This window comes from Kribbella sp. NPDC000426 (genome assembly GCF_040300265.1).
GTDB lineage: Bacteria > Actinomycetota > Actinomycetes > Propionibacteriales > Kribbellaceae > Kribbella.
Window position 1 is genome coordinate 182,845 of the sequence record NZ_JBEPDK010000001.1, and the last position, 19,160, is coordinate 202,004.

20 protein-coding genes and 2 pseudogenes are annotated in these 19,160 nt (G+C 66.3%); 11 read left to right on the top strand and 11 right to left on the bottom strand.

Going from position 1 to position 19,160, the window contains the following annotated elements:
• Nucleotides 1–30: 30 nt before the first annotated feature.
• From ABT313_RS00935 to ABT313_RS00955, 5 genes are all read right to left on the bottom strand, one after another.
• Nucleotides 31–1,818 (bottom strand): thiamine pyrophosphate-requiring protein, encoded by a 1,788-nt coding sequence (locus tag ABT313_RS00935; RefSeq protein WP_350847254.1) that lies wholly within the window; start codon nt 1,816–1,818, stop codon nt 31–33.
• An 85-nt stretch (nt 1,819–1,903) separates the two neighbouring features.
• Nucleotides 1,904–2,425 carry a type 1 glutamine amidotransferase domain-containing protein gene (locus tag ABT313_RS00940; RefSeq protein ID WP_350847256.1) on the bottom strand — a complete coding sequence of 174 codons (522 nt, stop codon included), beginning with the start codon at nt 2,423–2,425 and terminating at the stop codon, nt 1,904–1,906.
• Nucleotides 2,426–2,489: 64 nt separating this feature from the next.
• Complete coding sequence (locus tag ABT313_RS00945) at nt 2,490–2,948, bottom strand: hypothetical protein (protein WP_350847258.1); 459 nt, start codon at nt 2,946–2,948, stop codon at nt 2,490–2,492.
• Nucleotides 2,949–2,989: 41 nt separating this feature from the next.
• Complete coding sequence (locus ABT313_RS00950; protein WP_350847260.1) at nt 2,990–3,685, bottom strand: hypothetical protein; 696 nt, start codon at nt 3,683–3,685, stop codon at nt 2,990–2,992.
• Between the two features lie 28 nt (nt 3,686–3,713).
• On the bottom strand, nt 3,714–5,387 hold the full coding sequence (locus ABT313_RS00955; protein ID WP_350847261.1) for an alpha-amylase family protein: 1,674 nt from the start codon (nt 5,385–5,387) through the stop codon (nt 3,714–3,716).
• Between the two features lie 79 nt (nt 5,388–5,466).
• Here ABT313_RS00955 and ABT313_RS00960 point away from each other — a divergent pair, with 79 nt between their 5' ends.
• The 4 genes from ABT313_RS00960 (at nt 5,467) to ABT313_RS00975 (ending at nt 9,319) form a co-directional block, all read left to right on the top strand.
• Complete coding sequence (locus ABT313_RS00960; RefSeq protein WP_350847262.1) at nt 5,467–6,156, top strand: DUF6766 family protein; 690 nt, start codon at nt 5,467–5,469, stop codon at nt 6,154–6,156.
• Entirely contained in the window at nt 6,050–7,039 is a 990-nt protein-coding gene (locus ABT313_RS00965) for an SDR family oxidoreductase (protein ID WP_350847264.1), read from the top strand. Before ABT313_RS00960 ends, ABT313_RS00965 begins: the two co-directional genes overlap by 107 nt.
• A gap of 33 nt (nt 7,040–7,072) precedes the next feature.
• Nucleotides 7,073–8,044 (top strand): TIGR03557 family F420-dependent LLM class oxidoreductase, encoded by a 972-nt coding sequence (locus ABT313_RS00970; RefSeq protein ID WP_350847266.1) that lies wholly within the window; start codon nt 7,073–7,075, stop codon nt 8,042–8,044.
• A gap of 333 nt (nt 8,045–8,377) precedes the next feature.
• Nucleotides 8,378–9,319 carry a cyclase family protein gene (locus ABT313_RS00975; protein ID WP_350847268.1) on the top strand — a complete coding sequence of 314 codons (942 nt, stop codon included), beginning with the start codon at nt 8,378–8,380 and terminating at the stop codon, nt 9,317–9,319.
• A 30-nt stretch (nt 9,320–9,349) separates the two neighbouring features.
• On the opposite strand, the gene ABT313_RS00980 is transcribed toward ABT313_RS00975, so the two are convergent.
• On the bottom strand, nt 9,350–9,751 hold the full coding sequence (locus tag ABT313_RS00980) for a FadR/GntR family transcriptional regulator (protein WP_350847270.1): 402 nt from the start codon (nt 9,749–9,751) through the stop codon (nt 9,350–9,352).
• Nucleotides 9,752–9,766: 15 nt separating this feature from the next.
• Between ABT313_RS00980 and ABT313_RS00985 the strand changes: the two are divergent.
• Nucleotides 9,767–9,991, top strand: a pseudogene (locus ABT313_RS00985) (carbohydrate kinase family protein); the annotation flags it as partial.
• Between the two features lie 357 nt (nt 9,992–10,348).
• Here ABT313_RS00985 and ABT313_RS00990 read toward each other — a convergent pair.
• Nucleotides 10,349–10,912 (bottom strand): TIGR03086 family metal-binding protein, encoded by a 564-nt coding sequence (locus tag ABT313_RS00990; protein WP_350847272.1) that lies wholly within the window; start codon nt 10,910–10,912, stop codon nt 10,349–10,351.
• Between the two features lie 347 nt (nt 10,913–11,259).
• Here ABT313_RS00990 and ABT313_RS00995 point away from each other — a divergent pair, with 347 nt between their 5' ends.
• The 6 genes and pseudogenes from ABT313_RS00995 (at nt 11,260) to ABT313_RS01020 (ending at nt 15,290) form a co-directional block, all read left to right on the top strand.
• Nucleotides 11,260–11,727, top strand: a complete 468-nt coding sequence (locus ABT313_RS00995) for a GNAT family N-acetyltransferase (protein ID WP_350847274.1) — start codon at nt 11,260–11,262, stop codon at nt 11,725–11,727.
• A gap of 128 nt (nt 11,728–11,855) precedes the next feature.
• A complete protein-coding gene (locus ABT313_RS44685) occupies nt 11,856–12,134 on the top strand; it encodes an aldo/keto reductase (protein WP_502883942.1) in 279 nt (92 codons plus the stop codon).
• 123 nt (nt 12,135–12,257) lie between these two features.
• Entirely contained in the window at nt 12,258–12,539 is a 282-nt protein-coding gene (locus tag ABT313_RS01005) for a hypothetical protein (RefSeq protein WP_350847276.1), read from the top strand.
• Nucleotides 12,536–14,128, top strand: coding sequence for an amidase (locus tag ABT313_RS01010; protein ID WP_350847278.1), 1,593 nt, complete (start codon nt 12,536–12,538; stop codon nt 14,126–14,128). The genes ABT313_RS01005 and ABT313_RS01010 overlap by 4 nt, the downstream gene beginning before the upstream one ends.
• A gap of 145 nt (nt 14,129–14,273) precedes the next feature.
• Nucleotides 14,274–14,411 (top strand): annotated as a pseudogene (locus ABT313_RS01015) (LacI family DNA-binding transcriptional regulator); the annotation flags it as partial.
• Between the two features lie 18 nt (nt 14,412–14,429).
• Complete coding sequence (locus ABT313_RS01020) at nt 14,430–15,290, top strand: substrate-binding domain-containing protein (protein ID WP_350849826.1); 861 nt, start codon at nt 14,430–14,432, stop codon at nt 15,288–15,290.
• A gap of 3 nt (nt 15,291–15,293) precedes the next feature.
• Here ABT313_RS01020 and ABT313_RS01025 read toward each other — a convergent pair whose 3' ends face one another.
• The 4 genes from ABT313_RS01025 to ABT313_RS01040 are packed head-to-tail and all read right to left on the bottom strand — an operon-like array spanning nt 15,294 to nt 19,107.
• Nucleotides 15,294–16,535, bottom strand: coding sequence for an endo-1,4-beta-xylanase (locus ABT313_RS01025; RefSeq protein WP_350847280.1), 1,242 nt, complete (start codon nt 16,533–16,535; stop codon nt 15,294–15,296).
• 53 nt (nt 16,536–16,588) lie between these two features.
• The gene (locus tag ABT313_RS01030; protein WP_350847282.1) at nt 16,589–17,278 is read right to left on the bottom strand and encodes a hypothetical protein; all 690 of its coding nucleotides are present in this window, start codon (nt 17,276–17,278) and stop codon (nt 16,589–16,591) included.
• Between the two features lie 39 nt (nt 17,279–17,317).
• Nucleotides 17,318–18,259, bottom strand: coding sequence for a carbohydrate ABC transporter permease (locus tag ABT313_RS01035; protein ID WP_350847284.1), 942 nt, complete (start codon nt 18,257–18,259; stop codon nt 17,318–17,320).
• Nucleotides 18,253–19,107 carry an ABC transporter permease gene (locus ABT313_RS01040; RefSeq protein ID WP_350847286.1) on the bottom strand — a complete coding sequence of 285 codons (855 nt, stop codon included), beginning with the start codon at nt 19,105–19,107 and terminating at the stop codon, nt 18,253–18,255. The genes ABT313_RS01035 and ABT313_RS01040 overlap by 7 nt, the downstream gene beginning before the upstream one ends.
• Between the last annotated feature and the right edge of the window lie 53 nt (nt 19,108–19,160).

Sequence of the window (19,160 nt, forward strand, 5' to 3'; positions counted from 1 at the left end):
AGGCGCGGACCGACTTGATCGGCGCGGTGGTCATGACTTGCCTGGCAGGAATTCCTGCACCTTTGACTTCACGCCTTCCTTGACCATGTTCACCCGGTCGGTGTCGCCGCGTACGATCGATTCCAGCGCCTTCTCCAGCTGGTCCCAGGTCGCGTGCGGCGGGATCGGGGGTACGGCGGGATCGGTGCGGAACTCCACCACGCACGGCCGGTCCGCCCGCAACGCCTCGTCCCACGCCGGCCCGACCTCCTCCGGCTTCTCCGCGGTCACCCCGTGCAGCCCGAGCAGCCGCGCGAACCCGGCGTACGGGAACTCCGGCAGTTCCTGAGAAGGCAGGAACTGGGGCGAGCCTCCCATCGCCCGCAGTTCCCACGTCACCTGGTTCAGATCGTTGTTGTGCAGCACGGCCACCACCAGCCGCGGATCCGCCCACTCCTGCCAGTACTTCGCGATCGTGATCAGCTCGTTGATCCCGTTCATCTGCATCGCGCCGTCCCCCACCAACGCGTACCCCGGCCGGTCCGGCAGCCCGAACTTCGCACCGATCACGTACGGCACCCCGGGCCCCATCGTCGCCAGCGTCCCGGACAACGACCCGCGCATCTCACCCCGCATCCGGATGTGCCGCGCATACCAGTTCGCCGCCGAGCCCGAGTCCGCCGCCAGGATCGCGTTCGACGGCAGCCGCGGCGACAACTCATGGAACACAAGCTCCGGATTGATCGGATCGGCCGACGTATTAGCGCGCCGCTCCATCACCTCCCACCAGCGCGAGACGTTCGCCTCGATACCTTCCAGCCACGACCGGTCGTTCTTCGGCCGGACCAATGCCAGTAACTCGTGCAGGGTCCGCGTCGCATCACCGACCAGATTCACCTCGAACGGATACCGCATCCCGATCATCGTCGGATCGTGATCGATCTGGATCGCCCGCGCCTGACCGAACGGCGGCAGGAACTGGCTGTACGGGAAGTTCGACCCGACCACCAGCAACGTGTCGCAGTCCATCATCATTTCGTACGACGGCCTCGTGCCGAGCAACCCGATCGACCCCGTCACCCACGGCAGATCATCCGGCAGCACGTCCTTGCCCAGCAGGGCTTTAGCCACACCGGCACCGGTCAGCTGAGCCAGCTGCGTGACCTCGTCCACCGCACCTCGCGCGCCCTGGCCGACGAGAATCGCGACCTTCTCGCCCGCGTTCAGGATCTCCGCGGCCCGCTCGATATCCGCGGCCGCCGGGACCGGCGCCGACCAGCTCAGGTCCGTGCTCGACGGCACCATCTTGAACGCATGCGACGGCGCCGTGTACTCCAGCTCCTGCAGGTCCGACGGAATGATCAGCGCAGTGACCGTACGACGCGACGCCGCAATCCGGATCGCCCGATCGAGCACGTTCGGCAACTGCTCCGCAACCATCACCGTCTCGCAGTAATCCGAGGCAACATCCTTGTACAGCGTGTGCAGGTCGACCTCCTGCTGATAGCTGCCACCCATCGCACTCCGCGCCGTCTGCCCGACGATCGCCACCACCGGCACATGATCGAGCTTCGCGTCGTACAACCCGTTCAGCAGATGAATCGCACCCGGTCCACTGGTCGCCGCACACACCCCGACCCGTCCGGTGAACTTCGCATACCCGACCGCCTCGAACGCCGCCATCTCCTCATGCCGCGCCTGCACGAACCTCGGCTGGTTGTCGGCCCTCTCCCACGCCGACAACAACCCGTTGATCCCGTCACCGGCGTACCCGAAGACATGATCGACACCCCACTCGCGAAGCCGCTGCAGGATGTAGTCGCCAACTGTCGTGCTCATATCAATCCTCCTGAAGGCCCGTGGCCAAGAGTTCGGCGAGATGTACGGCCCACCGGTCGGTCTTCCCCTCAGCTCTTGCTGCTCGTCAGCCGAGCGCCTTGAGGAGAGCATCCGAGAAGGCCGGCAGATCGTCCGGATTCCGACTCGTGATCAGGTTCCCGTCGATCACGACTTCCTGATCGACCCACGTAGCCCCGGCGTTCCGCAGATCGGTCTGCAGGCTGGGCCACGACGTCAGCGTCCGTCCAGCAACGACGCCGGCCTCGATCAAGGTCCACGGCGCATGGCAGATCGCCGCCACCGGCTTGCCGGAGGCAACGAAGTCCTTGACGAAGGCAACCGCCGTGCCATCACGGCGCAATGCGTCGGGATTCGCCACACCTCCTGGCAGAACGAGAGCATCGAACTCGTCCGCCGCGACGTCACCGACCACCTGGTCGACCGGCAACTTCACGGCTGCGGTCAGATGATCGAAGGTCTGCACCTGCCCGGTGTCCGGACTCACCAGGACCGGCCCATGGCCGGCGTCCTCGACCGCCTTCCACGGCTCCGTCAACTCGACCCGCTCGATTCCCTCCGCGGCCACGAGGAATGCGATCCTGCTCATCTGGTCCTCCGCTGATTCAGACGTCCTTCGATTCGTGCCTCCTGCACCCGGTACCCGGGACCCATCAGCGCATGCGAACGTTGAGCAGACGGCTCACCGAGCGTTCCAGGGTTGCGCGCACCTGGGCGTTCTCCAGGTTCGTGCCGGCTCGGTGTACGGCGCCGGCGATCGTGTGGCCGTGTTCGTACTGCTCGATCACGCGCGGGTCGACGTACGAAGCGGCGTGTACGGTGGCGGTCCAGGTCCGCAGGTCCTTGACGGTGTAGTCGGCACCGACGAGTTCCTGGAAACGCCCGTTGACGGCGTCGGCGTCGAGTTCGTGATAGGCGCCGTTTCGCGATACACCAGCAGCAGCGGATTCTGGTGCCGGCCGCGCTTCAACGAGCGCACCGCCGTGGCCAGGTGCGGATCGTCGAGCTCGAGGGTGCGCTGCAGGCCGCCCTTCGCCACGAAGTCGAAGACGACCTTGTGCTTGCTGACGCGTCAGGCCCGGCTTGTCGGGATGGCTCCGGCGAAGTCGCACACTTGCGAGTACCCGGCCACATGCCCTGGATCCGGCCAGGGTCAGTGCCCCAGGAGGCCGATGGCGAACGACACGACGAGGATGGAGGTCATCAGGGCCGACACGGATTCGACGCCCATCAGGAGCTTGGCGCGGACCGACAGCGGCATGGTGTCGGTCGGGCTGAAGGCCGACGAGTTGGTGACGGACACATACAGGTAGTCGACGAAGCCCGGAGCCCAGCCGGACCGGCTCGACGATCGCCTTGCCATCTCGCTGATCGCGTCATGGTCCTCGTCCTGGGGGAAGCGGAAATCGGCATCGGGCAGTCCAGGCCGGTCGACACGGAAGCGGGTGACGGGTCCGCCCCGGTCGAGTTCCCAGTACGCGAGCGCGAACACGAGCACGTTCGTGAGCCACACCTGTCCCGCGGCCGCCAGCAACTGGGCGCCCGCGGTCGCCTGGCCCGCCAGCAGCGAGCGGATCAAGAGCACCAGGGCGGTCGTGTTGGAGAGCGCGATCAGCAGCACGAGGGCGATCGACAACCGCCGTAGCAAGCGGTTCTCCTTGCTCATCCGGCGCGGATTGGCCAGGACCAACGGGATGAACAGCAACAACTCCAGCCCGGGGATCACGAACCGCGGCCCGATCTGGAGGGCACTGGGCAGCAGGGCGTACAGCGCGACCGCGACCACGACACCAAGTGCCGCCGGCAACCGCGGTTCGCCCGGATGGGCCTGCTTCTTCTCGTCACCCACGCCGGCCACCCTCCCACATCGGTCGGGCTCAGATCAGATAACGGTCTCCGGGGCCGACGATGCGGAGCCAACGGGCGGCATGGGGCCCGAGTTGCAGGGTCAGCGTGCCGTCCTCCGCCAGGTCGGTGGTCTCGTCACGCAGAAGATCGACCGCGCGAAGTCCGACACCCGAGCCGGCGACCGTGAGCGTTACCTCCCCGGCTTCGGCGGCGAAGTTGTGAGCGGTGACGATGGCACCACCCTCGTACTCCGATCGGTGCGCGAAGACCGCCGGGGCGTCGTGTTCGAGGATCGTGCACTCTCCCCACGACAGCTCCGGGCACTCCCGGTAGCGCCGGATAAGCAGCTTGATCCAGTTGAGCAACGAGTCGGGATCCCGGCGCTGCGCGGCCACATTGACGTGTTCGGGACCGAACTCCCCGTCGGTGACCGGTGCCCTCAGCTGCGACGGGTCGGCCGTCGAGAAACCGCCGTTCGGGCCGGAGGTCCACTGCATCGGCGTACGGACAGCACCCCGGCCCTCGATCGCGAGATTCTCGCCCATACCGATCTCCTCGCCGTAGAACAGCACCGGCGTACCGGGCAGCGAGAACAGCAGGCTGTAGACCATCTTGAGCCGCGCCTGGTCGTTGCCCAACATCGGCGGCAGGCGCCGGCGCAGACCGCGGCCGTAGAGCTGCATGTCCTTGTCCGGTCCGAACGCGTCGAAGACCTCCTGCCGCTCGCTGTCGGACAGCTTGTCCAGCGTGAGCTCGTCGTGGTTGCGTACGAACGTCCCCCACTGGCCCTCCTCGGCAGGCCGCGGACGTTGCCGCAGCGCTTTCACCAGCTCGGCGGGGTCATTGCGCGCCAGGGACAGGTAGAGCCGCTGCATCCCGATGAAGTCGAAGCACATCGTCAGCTCGTCACCGTCCTCGTCACCGAAGAACCGGCGGGTGTCGTCGTACGGCAGGTTGACCTCCCCGATGAGCATCGACCGGCCGTACCGCCGGTCCAGGAACGACCGCAGATCGCGCAGGTAGTCGTGCGGGTCCGGCAGGTTGCCCGCGTCCTCGGCCCCGGTCGTGTCGAGCAGGAACGGCACGGCGTCCACGCGGAACCCCGACAGCCCCAACTGCGACCAGAAACCGATCACCCGCTCGATCTCCTCACGCACCTCGACGTTCGCGATGTCGAGATCCGGCTGATACTTGTAGAACCGGTGCAGGTAGTACTGGCCCGCCTCATCGTCGTACTCCCACAGGCTCGTCTCCTGATCCGGGAAGACGATGCCCTCGTGCTGGTTCGCCGGCGGTTCGTCCCGCCAGACGTACCAGCCGCGGTACGGCGATTGCCGCGAGGCGCGAGCGCTCCGGAACCAAGGGTGCGCGTTCGATGTGTGGTTGACGACCAGGTCCGCGATCACCCGGATCCCGCGATCCTGAGCGAGCGTGATCAGCTCGACCAGATCCCCGTGCGTACCCAGCTGCGGATCGACACCGTAGAAGTCGGTGATGTCGTACCCGTCGTCACGATCCGGACTCGGATAGAACGGCATCAGCCACACACACGTCACGCCCAGATCGGCCAGATGATCGATCCGTTGGCAGACCCCACGCAGATCCCCTGATCCATCACCGTCGGTGTCGAAGAACGTCTCGACATCGAGGCAGTAGATCACCGCGTTCTTCCACCACACATCCGCCGTCTCGGTCAGCCGCATAGCTCCCCGTGCCCCCGCCGGCCACGACGTACACCCCGCAGGCATCATGAACTGAGGCCATTGCGGGTACCGGGGCGCTATGCGATGGCTTCGACTGCGTGCGTTGCTGCTGGCAAACCTGGGGTTGTTCTTCGCGTTCCTGGTCGGACTCGCGCTGACCGGTCATGCCCAGCAGAACGCGGAGTTGACCGACCACGGCCGGCCGCCGCAGACGCTCACCCAGTACCTCGGCTCCTCGTCGTTCGGTGAAGCGGTCTTCGAGAACTGGGAGTCGGAATTCCTGCAGATGTTCAGCTACGTACTGCTCACGGCGTACCTTGTGCAGAAAGGCTCGGCCGAGTCGCGGCCGCTGGACGAGCCCGCGCCGCAGGACGAGGACCCCCGGGACCACCGCGGCGATCGCGAGGCGCCCTGGCCGGTACGGCGCGGTTCCGAGCTGATCCTCACGCTGTACGAGAACTCGCTCGCGATCGCCTTCGGGCTCGCGTTCCTGGTCTCGATCTGGTTGCACGCGGCAACGGGCGCGGCGGCGTACAGCCAGGATCAGGAGCTCCACGCCAGCCCGGCGGTGACCACCTGGCAGTACATCGGCACTCCGAGACAGGCGGCTGAACGACGTTCGGTCGCGTTTGGGCGTGCCTCGGCGGGGACACCGGGCACGTATGGGACAGGTTGTGGTGGTGACTGGGGCGAGTGGCGGGATCGGGCGCGCCACGGCGGTGGAGTTCGGTCGGCGAGGCGCCCGAGTGGGGATGCTGGCTCGGGGTGAGGCCGGGCTTTCCGCTGCTGCTCGGGAGGTTGAGCGAGCCGGCGGTACGGCGCTGCCGGTCGAGGTGGATGTGGCTGACTACGAGCAGGTCGAGCTCGCTGCCAAGCAGGTGGAGCGGGAGCTCGGGCCGATCGACGTGTGGGTGAACGTCGCCTTCAGCTCGGTGTTCGCGCCGTTCCTGGAGATCGCGCCGGAGGAGTTCCAGCGGACGACGGACGTGACCTACCTCGGGTATGTGTACGGCACCCGCGCGGCGCTCACCAGGATGAAGCCGCGGGACCAGGGGACGATCGTGCAGGTCGGCTCGGCGCTGGCCTATCGCGGGATCCCGCTGCAGTCGGCGTACTGCGGGGCGAAGCACGCGATCCAAGGCTTCCACGACTCGCTGCGCTGCGAGCTCATGCACGACAAGTCGAACGTCCACGTCACGATGGTGCAGATGCCTGCCGTCAATACACCGCAGTTCTCCTGGGTGCTGTCGCGGCTGCCGAAGCACCCACAGCCGGTGCCGCCGATCTTCCAGCCCGAGGTCGCCGCCGACGCCGTTGTGTACGCCGCTGACCACCCGCGCCGGCGCGAGTACTGGGTCGGGGCGCCGACAGCCGCCACCATCGTCGCGAACAAGTTCGCCGCCGGCCTGCTCGACCGCTACCTGGCCAGGACCGGCTACAAGTCCCAACAGGCCGACGAGCCGGCCGAGAAGGCCGCCAACCTCTGGGACCCGGCCGACGACGACCGCGACTACGGTGCCCACGGCGCCTTCGACGACCGCTCGACCGCCCGCAGCTATCAGGTGTGGGCCTCGCGACATCGCGGCCTCGTCACAGCCCTCGCCACCGGCGCAGCAGCCGCGACCGTCTACCTCACGCGCAGCCACCGGTAGCCATAACCACCCACCACGACATCGGAGGTGCGTGTGAAGATCGGATACTTCCTCTCCAGTGAGGAGTACACACCCGCCGAGCTGATCGAGCAGGCTCGGATGGCCGAGGAGGCCGGGTTCGACGGGTTGTGGATCAGTGACCACTTCCATCCGTGGAACGACGAGCAGGGGCAGAGCGCGTTCGTCTGGTCGGCGATCGGCGCGATCTCGCAGGTGTGCGAGCTACCCGTGACAACGGCGGTGACCTGTCCGACGGTCCGGATCCACCCGGCCGTGATCGCGCAGGCGGCCGCGACCAGCGCCGTACTGCTGAACGGGCGGTTCACGCTCGGGATCGGAACCGGCGAGGCGCTGAACGAGCACGTCCTCGGGTCGGTGTGGCCGACCGTCGACGTCCGGCTGGAGATGCTCGAGGAAGCGGTCGAGATCATGCGCCGGCTGTGGACCGAGGACGGGTTCGTCAGCCACCACGGCAAGCACTACACCGTCGACACCGCCCGGATCTACACCCGGCCGCAACAGCCGCTGCCGATCTACATGTCCGGATTCGGGCCTGAGGCAACCGATGTCGCGGCGCGGATCGCGGACGGCTACATCACCACGACCCCGGACCGGGAGCTGCTGCAGCGATTCCGCGACAACGGCGGCGGCAGCAAACCGACGCAGGCCGGTTTCAAGGTCAGCTACGCGCCGACCGAGGCCGAAGGTATCGACCAGGCCCACCGGATCTGGGGCAACTCCGGCCTGCCCGGCGAGCTCGCCCAGGTCCTCCCCTCGCCCCGGCATTTCGAGCAGGCCAGCCAACTGGTGACCAAGGAGGCCACGGCGAAGTCCGTCGCCTGCGGCCCGAAGGCGGGCGACCATGTCGACGCGTTCACGCCGTACGCCGAGGCCGGCTTCGACGAGGTGTACGTCGCCAACATGGGCCCGCACACCGTCGACATGATGAACCTCTACCGCACCGAGATCCTCCCCGAACTCCGCCTCCGCAAGGAGCACTCATGAACAACCACGAAGCCTGGACCACGATCGACGTCGCCCCGAACATCGTCTTCGACCGCCTGTCCGACCTGGGTCGCCTCCCCGGCTACCGACGGCACGTCGAAGCTCACGGTCAGACTCCGGACCGGCCACGACGACGGTGTCGACGCCGAGCTCGAACAAACCCTGGCAGCCATCAAGACCGACCTCGAGCGCCACCGACCAACCGAGTCCTGACGAACTGACCGAGCCCTCTCGCCACCAAGCCGTACGCACCTGGGTCGAAACCCATCTGGACCAGCTCACCGCGTAACCTCGCTCAATGCCTCGAACCACGCGGCCGGAGGAGTTGACGGGATGACGCTACCGACGCAAGACGACGTGCTGGGGTACTTCGACACGTTGTCGAACTGGGGCCGGTGGGGTGCAGATGACGAGCGCGGCACGCTGAACCACATCACCGACGACGTACGGCTCGCGGCAGCGCGGGCTGTGCGGCACGGCAGGAGCGTGTCGTGCGCGTGGGATATCGCCGTACCAGAAGAGATGGACCGATCAACCACGACGTGTCCGTGCGCCGCTGAGATGCCGGGGGCCGAGCACATGCCGGCCGCGTTCCACAACGATCGGCGCTGGGGCTTCTCGAACGAGCGGCTCGGGATTCTGTTCCACGGCAACACGATCACCCACCTCGACTCGCCGTGCCACATCTTCTGGGACGGCAAGCTGTACAATGGGCGACCCCACACGATGGTCGACGCCGCAACGGGATCAGCGTGGGGCGCCGTCACAGCCGCGGCGGACGGGATCGTCACGCGAGGTGTCCTGCTCGACATCGCGACGGTGCGCGACGTGCCGTGGCTGGGACCGGGTGAGGGGGTGTATCCCGAGGACCTCGAAGAGGCCGAACGTCGCCAGGGTGTGCGTGTGCGCCCGGGCGACGCAGTGCTCCTGCGAACCGGCTACGGCCGCGCCCGGCACGAATCCGGCCCGGCCGGCGGCATCGAGCAAGCCGGCTGGCACGCCTCCTGCCTGCCGTGGCTGCACGAACGCGGCGTCGCACTCATCGGAGCCGACACCCCCTCCGACGTCCAGCCGTCCGGGTACGCTGACATACTCATGCCGGTCCACGCCGTCAGCCTCGTCGCCATGGGCCTGTGGCTACTCGACAACTGCGACCTCGAAGCCTGCGCAACAACCGCCGCCCAACTCCAGCAATGGGACTTCCACCTCGCCGTCCCCCCAATCCGCCTCACCGGCACCTCAGGCAGCCCCGTCAACCCAATCGCCACCTTCTGACTGCTGGGCCAGCTCGACGGCATCCGGCGCTTACAGCTGGCTCGGTATGTCGTTGACGGTGCCCGAGCCCCAGACGCCGAGGGCGATGTTGGCCTCGTCGTGGGCGTCGACGATCAGGCGGCGGGACGTTGTCTCGAGGTCAGGTGAGCCGGTCATGATGTCCTGGACCAGTTGACGGTGCAGCTCGAGACCTCGGCGCATCGCCTCGACGACCGGGAACACGAGGGTTTCCCGGGTCCGGACCGCGGTCTCGATGACGCTGCCGAGACAGTCGAACATCTTGCTGCCGGACAGATCCAGAAGCGTGACATGGAAGTTGACGTCGGCTGACACGAAGGTATGCAGATCGCGTTGGTCCAAGGCGGCGTACATGGTGTCGATGGCACGGGTCAGCTGTGCAAGGTCCGCGGGCCCGGCGCGTAGGGCGGCCATCCGGGCGCCGCAGGCGCCAGCCGCCACACCGCCGACCGAGACCACCACTGCCCAGCCGTCCAGGTACCCCTCCTCGACGTCGTCGGTGCCGGCGACGCCTTCGCAGCCGGATACCTCTCGGCCGTCCTCGACAACCTCCCCATCCCCGACCGACTCACCCGAGCCACCACCACCGCCGCCTTCTCCATCTCAACCCCAGGCGACTGGGAAGGCCTACCCACCACCCCGAACTCGACCTGATCTCCCTACCCCCAGGCACCACAATCCGCTGACCCACTCACCAAGCCCGCGCGACGCGAATGCCGGTTTGGATACTAGATGTCCTCGAGTCCCGTGAGCTGCACCGGTCGCCGGCCTTGGCACCGGTGTCCCGGATGTCGACGACGCTTGAGAACGAGGCCACAGCGACGGCTTGCATTCCAGCGGTGATCGCACCCCCGCCGGCGCACTGATCGCCTAGGCCCGCCGCAACCACGGACTCAGCAACACATGAGGCACCGGGCCTCCCTGCAACCGAGGCGCGGTTCAGTTGCCACGTCGTCGTACGCGTAGACCGGCAAACTGCCGCGGCTGTGCGATCGGGGGCCAGGCTGAGCGTCAGTGATGGCCGAGGAGGCGGGCCAGCCGCTCCGTGGGTGACCTTTGCGGATCGTCGGTCAGCGGGTCGGCGTACATCAGACCCCGCAACCGGGCCGGGACCGCGTCGGCGGCCGACGCCAGACACCTTTCGGCCACGCCTGGTGGAGCATCACCCGGGCGGTCAGTCGCGACGGCCAGATCCCACCCGTGCGTCGTAGTCTCGATCGTGAATCCACGGACCGCCTCCAGCGCAGTCACCTGGCCCCACGGCGCTCGCACGGACGTACCGCCCTCGAATGATGCGAACGCGGGACCGATCTCAGCGGCCAACTGCGCATAGGTCGCGGCCAGCTTGTCGTCAGGCACATCGGTCACGACATGCGGGACGTCCGAGGCCGGGAGCCCGGTCGCGGTCCCGCGACCACGGTACGCAGTGCCGATCAGGTGACCGATCAGCAACCGCACGTCCCATTCGCTGCACGGAGTCGGCCGGCCAAGATCCTCGGCCGCAGTACCGGCAATCAAGCCGGACACCCAATCCAGACTCGCGGCATAGTCCCGCAACTGCTGCGCAAAGGTCATGCCAGCGCACGCTACTAGGCCCCCCGGACACTTCCAGGTCGCCAGCTGTTCCGTGGTCATGGTCGTGGTGGTCTCGGGGCTGATCCTGCTGCTCGCTCCGGGCGACGTTCGCGACCACGGCGCATGGCACGGCGTGTTCTGGATGAGCCTGCTCCGGACACTCGATCCCGGCACGATGGGCGGCGATCAGGGCGGACTGGGCCATCGGCCTCCGCATCCACACCGACTTCTACCGGCCACCGTCGTACGGCGTCGTACTGAACCCGCCCAAGCACAGGCAACTGACATCACGTCACCGCCCCGTAATTCGGCGGACGAGCACGCGGTACGGATGGCACCGTGGGGGCATGTTGATACGGCTGTACGACGGGAACCGCGAAGTACTGCGTCCGCTCTTCCGGCTTGCTGACGACTCGGAGCAAGAGATCGATCGGTACGTCGGCCTCGGCGACGTACTCGTTGCCGAAGACAACGGTGAGCTCGTCGGCCAGCTGCAGTTGACGGCGACAGCCGAGCCGTCGACGTTCGAGCTGAAGAGCATGGCGGTCATCGACGGCAGGCGTGGCGGCGGGATCGGTCGTGCCCTGGTCGAGGAGGCCATCGCACTCTGTCGGGCACGCGGTGCGACGCACCTACTGGTTGCGACCGCCGCCGCGGACATCGACAACCTGCGCTTCTACCAACGGAGAGGATTCCGGATGCTGAGCATCGAGCGCGACGCGTTCACCGCGGCCGCCGGATACCCGGACGGGATCGTCATCGACGGCATCCCGCTCCGCGACCGCGTCTGGCTCGACCAGGAGCTGGCCCTCTGACGGGGGCCTACTTCGCGGGCAGGCTGCGCGCGAACGCGACGCCGCGGTCGACCCAACGCCGCAGGCCATCGTTCTCCGAGAGCGCATCGGAGTCGACCACGCGCCAGCCTTTCATCGGGCGGCCGGTCATATCGAACGGCCAGGCCGCCGAACATCGTCTTCTCGGTCAGCCCGGTCTCGGCGGCGGTCAGCTCCCGGACGCGGTCGAGGACAGCCTGCCGCGGCTGGACACCGAGTGGATCGATCTGTACCAGGTGCACCGGCCGGACCACATCACGGACCTCGAGGAAACGCTGTGGGTGCTGAGCGATCTCGCGTCGGCCGGCGCGGGCGGAGCGGTAGTGGAGCTTCGTCCGCAAGTTACCGCCTGGCGGACGATCCACGCCACGACGTCGTCCTCCTGCTGACGCCGACGAGTAGGACACCCCTCCGGCGCAACGTGTTGTTGACATCGGGGAAATGTCAGGTGCGAAGCGGGGTGACATAAATGTTCCCGACATGGTTGCCGCCACGACCGGGAGGGGACTCGGATGGGTCTCAGTCAGCCGACGGATGCCGAGCTGGACGCGATGATCAGGGCGCGTCTGGCGTCGATCGGTATTGATCTCGACCAGCTGCCGCCGGGGAGGGCGCCGGATCCGCAGACCGGGAGTCCGGGCCGAGACACGGCGCTGGCGAGCCTGCGGGACTTCGTCCGGACGACCGTGCTGCCGCTGAGCTCGTACACGTTCGCAACCGACGCCGCGCTCGCCCAGCAGGCCGCGCCACCGGCGTTGTACCCGTCCATCGACGATGTCCGGGAATCACGATGAGCGCGCCCCAGGACGATCAGGTCGACCGACGCTCGTTCCTGTACCGCGCGAGCGCCTTGGCCGCGGCGGCTACCGTCGGTTCGGTCGCGCTGCCGTCGATCGCTCACGCAGCTCCTGCGCCGACGGGGCCTGCGGCGCTCGTCGACGCACCCGCTCGGTCGGTCGACATCAGCGAACTGACCATCGCCGAAGCTGCCACGCTGATCCGCAAGGGCCGGCTGACGCCCGAGGATCTGGTGCGGGCCCATCTGGACCGGATCGAGGAATTCGATCCGACGTACCAGGCGTTCAACCGGGTGCTGGCGGACGAGGCGCTGGCGCGCGCCCGGTCGCTCGGCCGAGACCGCGGCCCTGCACTGCACGGCATACCGCTGGCGATCAAGGACAACTACTACACCGCCGGCGTGACCACGACCGCGAACTCGTACCTGTTCGAGAACTTCGTGCCGCCGTACGACGCGACCGCCGTACGGCGGCTGACCGCGGCCGGTGGCATCGTCCTGGGCAAGACCCAGATGGGGCCGTTGGCAACGACTCGCGCGACCACGCCGGACGGCCGGATCACCACGGTGAACGCGTGGACGCCGGCCGACCCGAGCACGGATCCCGGCGGTTCGTCGTCCGGTTCCGCGACCGCGGTCGCGGCGCGGATGGCTACGTCCAGTGTCGGGACGCAGACCGGCGGCTCGATCACGGCGCCCTCGAACGCGCAGAACCTGACCGGGCTGAAGCCGACGATGGGCCGGGTCTCGCTGCACGGCATCGTGCCCCTCAGCTACACCCGGGACCACCCGGGGACGCTGGCGCGGGATGCGATGGACGCGGCGATCATGCTCACGGCGATGGCCGGGGAGGACCCGGAGGATCCCAGAACCCAAGGGCTCCCACCGGTACCCGACCTGGTGACCGCAGCTACGCCGATCGTCCGGGCCGGCCGCATCCGATCGCGCTGGCGGACCCGGATCGGCGTGATTCCCGGTTTCACCAGCGGTACGTCGGAAACCGCCGTCGCCCGGACCGCCGCGCTCGACCTGCTGGCGGGGATCGATGGTCTCTCCGTCGTCGACGTGACCATGCCGGACGAGTGGGACCTACTCACCAACGCCGCCTTCAACAACGTTCGGCTGCCCGAACGGAGCGAACCGTTCCTGCCGATGCTGCGCTCGGACCTGCGTGGTTTCGGTGTATCCGTGACCGGATGGCTGCAGGGCGCCTTGCTCGGCGCGAACGAATACCTGATCGGGCAACGCGCCAAGCTCCGGCTGCTCGAGCGGGTCCTCGACGACCTGTTCGGGCAGTGCGAGGTGGTCGTCCAGACCTCTCCGACACCGTTCGACGCGCTCGGGCTTCCGGAACTTGCGCTACCGATCGGCTTCACCAGGAGTGGGCTGCCGATCGGCACGATCCTCGGCGGCAAGCCGTACGGCGAGGACCGTCTGCTCGCCGTGGCCGCCGCGTACCAAGCCACCACCGATTGGCACCACCGCCGACCAGCCGACCCCGTCGTACCCTCGGCCGCTGCCCGCACCACGGCGCCCGCCAACCGCGGCCGCATCCTGGCCGAGCAGGTCCCCGATCTCATGCAGTAGCACGTGCTGCACGGCCGCAGGCCTCCCCCGGCCGTCACCGTTGGCGTCCCACTCGAACACCTTGAAGGCCGAGTCAGACAGGCTGTCAGGCACCGGAGGATAGGATTGCCCCGAAAGTTTCAGACGTCGCACGGGAGGTAGTTCGGTGGCCAAGGATCGAGCGACGATCGCGGCGATAGCGGCCGAAGTCGGGGTTTCTGTCCCAACCGTCTCACGGGTCCTCAACGGGCGCAGCGACGTGGCCGCAGCGACGAGGACTCGAGTCGAAGAGGCCTTGACCCGGCATCAGTACCGCAAACCCGTGGCTTCGAATGCAGCCGCTCGCTCCAGCCAGCTGATCGATGTCGTGTTTCATTGGTTCGGCAGTGCCTGGGCACAGGCGATCATCGTCGGCGTAGAGCGAGCTGCAGCTCCCGAGCAGATCAGTATCGTGCTGTCTGAACTCGGAGGCTCTCATCGGCCGGATCAGGAGTGGCTGGACAGCATCATGGCGCGCCGGCCGCTGGGCGTTTTGCTGGTCCTCTCCGGTCTTGACGAGATGCAACGCCACCAATTGAGTTCGCGGTCCATCCCGTTCGTCGTCGTCGACACGGACGGCGAGCCGCCCAGTGAGGTGCCGTCGGTCGGATCGAACAACTGGAGTGGCGGTCTCTCAGCTACCCGGCACCTCATCGGCCTCGGGCATACCAGGATCGCTGTCATCTCAGGTCCTGAAGACGTGTTGTGCAGCCGGGCCCGTGTCGACGGCTTCCGATCCGCCCACGACGAGGTGGGGCTCCACGTCGATCCCGCGATGATCTGCTGGGGAGACTTCGAAGCACCAGCCGGATACGAACACGCGGCCCGGCTGCTGCAGCAACAGCAACGACCGACGGCGATCTTCGCCGGTTCCGACTCGCAGGCCCTCGGAGTCATCCGGGCGGCCGACGATCTCGGCTTGCGGGTGCCTCAGGATCTCTCAGTTGTCGGGTACGACGACGTCCCACTGTTGGAATGGGTGACTCCGCCGTTGACCACTGTGCGACAGCCACTATCGGAAATGGCGACGGTCGCCACACAGATGCTCATATCAATGTCCCGCGGCGAGCAGTTGTCGGCCAGTCGGGTCGAGCTCGGGACCGAACTGATCGTGCGGAAGACGACTGGGCCCCCGGCCGGCTGACAGCTACGACGGGCTTGAGCTGCCCAGTCTCGCCTCGGTTCGCACGGCACCGACCGGAAGATGCGCGGTCCCCGTCAAATCGCCCACCGAGAATTCGAAGTCTCCGGCGAAGGCCGTCAACGCGATCCGGCCTTCGGTGTCGGTGATCTCCTCGGTGTCGGCAACCCACCATTCGTCGCGTACCAACGACCGCAGCGCGTGATACGCCGGCTTCTCCGATCCGTCGGCGCGAATCAAGCCGCAGGGTGCTCCCAACCAGGCGCTCGCGTCGTCGAATCCCCAGTAGGTGACGGCCTGCACGGCCGGATGCGACACCAGGGTGCGGTAGTGCCTGACGATCTCGTCAGCTTGGCGAAGTTCACCCTCGGCTGTGCTCGGCCAGCGTTCGACCCGATAGTCGTTGAGGTCGTTTACCTCGGATGGCATCAGGTCGCCCGACACCAGGGTCGTTTCGGTCCAGTGCAGTGGAAGGCCGAATTGGGCAAACCGGTCGCAGACGTCTACGAGATACTCCTCCCCGCGGAATCCCTGGTGCATATGGGACTGCAGGCCGATCACATCGATGTCGACTCCGGCGTCGAGTAGTTCAGCGAGCAATGCTTCGTATTGAGGACCAAGATCAAAGTCGTTGATCACCAGGGTTGCACCCTCGTTCGCACTCCGGGCCTCGTCGACAGCCATCCGAACCATCTCGACTCGCCCCTTGTCGGCGCACATCCGTGTCACCGCGTTGCGCACGCCGTCCGGCTCATTGCCGAACACCGGCATGATCACGGTCTCGTTGATCACATCCCAGGTGTCGATCAGTCCCTTGAATTCGCCGACCTCACGGCGGATCCGTCTGCGTAGCGTCTGTTCCGCCTCAGTCAACGGCAACGCGTCGGCCCACTGTGGCTTGACCGTGTGCCATACCAACGGATGGCCCTTCAACCGGACACCTCTGTCAGCGAGTTTCTGAGCAGCCAGAAGCAGACGATCACGCTCGGTGTGCCCTGGCTCCGGTTCATAGCGCCCCCAGTAGAACGCAAGGGTCGCGGTGTCGAAGAGCGCGAGCCACGATGCCGGCAAAGGCGTGCCTTCCGATCTCATGTCCGGAGCCGTGCAGCCGAAGCCGAAAGCGTGTCGGAGTTGGCGAATCCGAACCGGCTGGTCAGCCAGCGGCCTACCATCAGGACCGGCCACGGTGATCATCGCGCGGGTCTGACGGTGCTCATAGGCGCTTCCTTCATCGAGCGCAGGCGTCATTTCAATCCCTCGTTGCAGGAGCTGGTTTCGCGGGACACCGTGGCTGGTTCAGCTCACTCAGCGCGGATGAATCTCGCGGCCACGTCGGCCTCGATCGGCTTGGCAATGAGCCATAGCAGGCAGACGAACGCCCAACCCATCAGGGCCAGCACAGCCTCGGACCACAACCCGACAACGGCCGCCGCGACGACCATCAGGGCCAGAAAACCAAGACTCGCTCGCCATTGGCCGATGGCCTCAACAGTCGCGATCCTCATCGCGTCACGCGTGCGGAAAGAGAACAACGACGTGACGACGAGCAACTGGGCCGACCAGATGCCCATCAAAACGATCAGAGCGAGACTGACCGGTCGCACCGCTGGCCACACCCCGGCGTCACCGGCGAGGACGACGTTCATCATGAGCGGCGTTGCAACGGCCAGGACCGGGACCCACCATTTCAGTGTGTCGAAGAGATTGAGTCGGTAGCCACGAATCAGTGCCTTCGAAGGCTGGAGATCCGGGGAATCCCTCCAAGCTCGCAACGCATAGACCGCTGCCGATCCGGCCGGGCCGATGGGCAGCAGAGCGGCCATGAACAACACCATGTTCGATGCGTCGGCCCGGAGGAACGTCCACAAGATCAACGTCGGCAGGGCGTTCAGGAATCCGAACACGGCGAGAATCATGTAGCGGTAGACCGCGGCGGCGAGCCGCGACAGGATGCCCGCCCCTATCTCATCGCTCTGATCGACCCGGGTCATGCCGACGTGTCTCGGTTGCGTGCGAGGTCTCTGATGGCTCTACCCCTTCACCGAACCGAGCATCACGCCTTTGACGAAGTGACGCTGCACGAAGGGATAGACGCACAGGATGGGGATGATGGTCAGGATCATGGTCACCGCCTGGATGTTCGCCGAGACCGCGGCGGTGGTGGTGCCTGCCGCGGCCGCCCCTTCGCTGGCCGTTGTCGAGGCGCCGGCGATCAGGTTGCGCAGGAACAGTGTGACTGGAAACTTGTCGCTCTGATCGAGGTAGAGGAAGGCCGCGAACCAGTCATTCCAGTAGGCGACGGCGTAGAACAGGACCATCGTGGCGATGATCGCCTTGGACAACGGGAGGACGATGCGGAAGAAGATTCCGAACCAGCCGAGTCCGTCGATCTGAGCTGCTTCTTCGAGGTCTTTGGGAAGGCTCTCGAAGAACGATTTCATCACCAGCAGGTTGAATACCGACATCGCACCCGGCAACACGATCGACCACATCGTATTCTTCATGCCCAACGCCGAGATAAGTACATAGTTCGGCACGATGCCGCCATTGAAGAACATCGTGAAAACCGCTATGCCGATCAGAAGATTGCGACCGCGGAGATGCGGCTTGGACAGTACGAAGGCGAACGTCGTCGTCAGGACCATGGCGATCAGTGTGCCGACAACGGTGTAGGTGAACGTGTTGGCGTAGTTGCGCCAGAAGGTGCCGTCCCCGACCACCGCCCGGTAGGTCTCGACATTGAAGCCGACCGGCAGGAAGCTCACTTTCCCTGCTTTGATCGCACCCTCGGAACTGAATGACTGGGCCAGCACCGTGATGAACGGGTACAGCATGAGCGCACACAAGGCGATCAGGGCCGCGGCGTTTGCGACCCGGAAGACGCGATAGCCCCGGGAGTCGCGCATTCCGATGGTACGACGAGGTGTCGCCGCCTTCAGCTCGGCTGTTGGTCGGGGGGCGTGGGTCACCATAAGCTCGCTCCCACCAGTCGTCGTGAAACTCCGTTTGCAGTCAGCACCATTGCCAGTCCGATCAGGGCTTGGAACAGGCCGATGGCTGCGGCGTAGCTGAGGTTGTTCGACATCAGGCCCACCCGATACAGATAGGTCGAGATGACGTCGGCGGTCGAGTAGGTCAACGGGTTGTACAGCAGCAGCACCTTTTCGAACCCAACCGCAAGGAACGACCCGATATTGAGAATCAGCAACGTGATCATGGTTGGCCGGATGCCCGGCAGTGTGACGTGCCAAGTCTGCCGCAGCCGACTCGCACCGTCGATGGCCGCCGCCTCGTACAAGCTGTCATCGACAGTCGTCAGCGCGGCCAGATACAGGATTGTCCCCCAGCCGACTGTCTGCCAGACCTCGGTGCCTACATAGATCGTGCGGAACCATTCAGGCCGCTGCAGGAACGGGATCGCGTCGCCGCCGAAGGCGGTGATCAACTGGTTTGCCGTGCCGGTTGTCGAAAGAAGCTGGATCGTCATGCCGGCGACGATCACCACCGACAAGAAGTGTGGGAGGTAGGTGATCGACTGCACGAGCTTCTTGAAGTGGGATCGGCGTACCTCGTTGATCATCAAGGACAGGACGATCGGCAGCGGGAACGTCACGACCATAGTCAAGCCACCGAGGATGGCGGTGTTGGCGAAGACGTGCCAGAAAGACGGATCCTGGATGAACATCCTGACATAACGCAGGCCGACCCATTCCTCCCCGAGGATGCTCCCCCCGGGGCGGAACCGGCGAAATGCGATCACATTGCCGAGCATCGGCACGTACCGGAAGACGACGAGGAAGACCACCGGCAGGATCGCCAACGCATACAGCTGCCAATCGCGGCGCAGATCGTGCCGCCACGAGCGATGCGGCG

What these genes read in the sequence shown, in the direction of transcription:
- ABT313_RS01005 (WP_350847276.1), top strand. Translation starts at nt 12,258, where the DNA reads ATGGGTCTCAGTCAGCCGACGGATGCCGAGCTGGACGCGATGATCAGG.
- ABT313_RS01025 (WP_350847280.1), bottom strand. Translation starts at nt 16,535, where the DNA reads ATGACGCCTGCGCTCGATGAAGGAAGCGCCTATGAGCACCGTCAGACC.
- ABT313_RS00960 (WP_350847262.1), top strand. Translation starts at nt 5,467, where the DNA reads ATGCGATGGCTTCGACTGCGTGCGTTGCTGCTGGCAAACCTGGGGTTG.
- ABT313_RS01010 (WP_350847278.1), top strand. Translation starts at nt 12,536, where the DNA reads ATGAGCGCGCCCCAGGACGATCAGGTCGACCGACGCTCGTTCCTGTAC.
- ABT313_RS00940 (WP_350847256.1), bottom strand. Translation starts at nt 2,425, where the DNA reads ATGAGCAGGATCGCATTCCTCGTGGCCGCGGAGGGAATCGAGCGGGTC.
- ABT313_RS01035 (WP_350847284.1), bottom strand. Translation starts at nt 18,259, where the DNA reads ATGGTGACCCACGCCCCCCGACCAACAGCCGAGCTGAAGGCGGCGACA.
- ABT313_RS00995 (WP_350847274.1), top strand. Translation starts at nt 11,260, where the DNA reads ATGTTGATACGGCTGTACGACGGGAACCGCGAAGTACTGCGTCCGCTC.
- ABT313_RS00965 (WP_350847264.1), top strand. Translation starts at nt 6,050, where the DNA reads ATGGGACAGGTTGTGGTGGTGACTGGGGCGAGTGGCGGGATCGGGCGC.
- ABT313_RS00990 (WP_350847272.1), bottom strand. Translation starts at nt 10,912, where the DNA reads ATGACCTTTGCGCAGCAGTTGCGGGACTATGCCGCGAGTCTGGATTGG.
- ABT313_RS00935 (WP_350847254.1), bottom strand. Translation starts at nt 1,818, where the DNA reads ATGAGCACGACAGTTGGCGACTACATCCTGCAGCGGCTTCGCGAGTGG.
- ABT313_RS01030 (WP_350847282.1), bottom strand. Translation starts at nt 17,278, where the DNA reads ATGACCCGGGTCGATCAGAGCGATGAGATAGGGGCGGGCATCCTGTCG.
- ABT313_RS00980 (WP_350847270.1), bottom strand. Translation starts at nt 9,751, where the DNA reads ATGGCCGCCCTACGCGCCGGGCCCGCGGACCTTGCACAGCTGACCCGT.
- ABT313_RS00975 (WP_350847268.1), top strand. Translation starts at nt 8,378, where the DNA reads ATGACGCTACCGACGCAAGACGACGTGCTGGGGTACTTCGACACGTTG.
- ABT313_RS00955 (WP_350847261.1), bottom strand. Translation starts at nt 5,387, where the DNA reads ATGCGGCTGACCGAGACGGCGGATGTGTGGTGGAAGAACGCGGTGATC.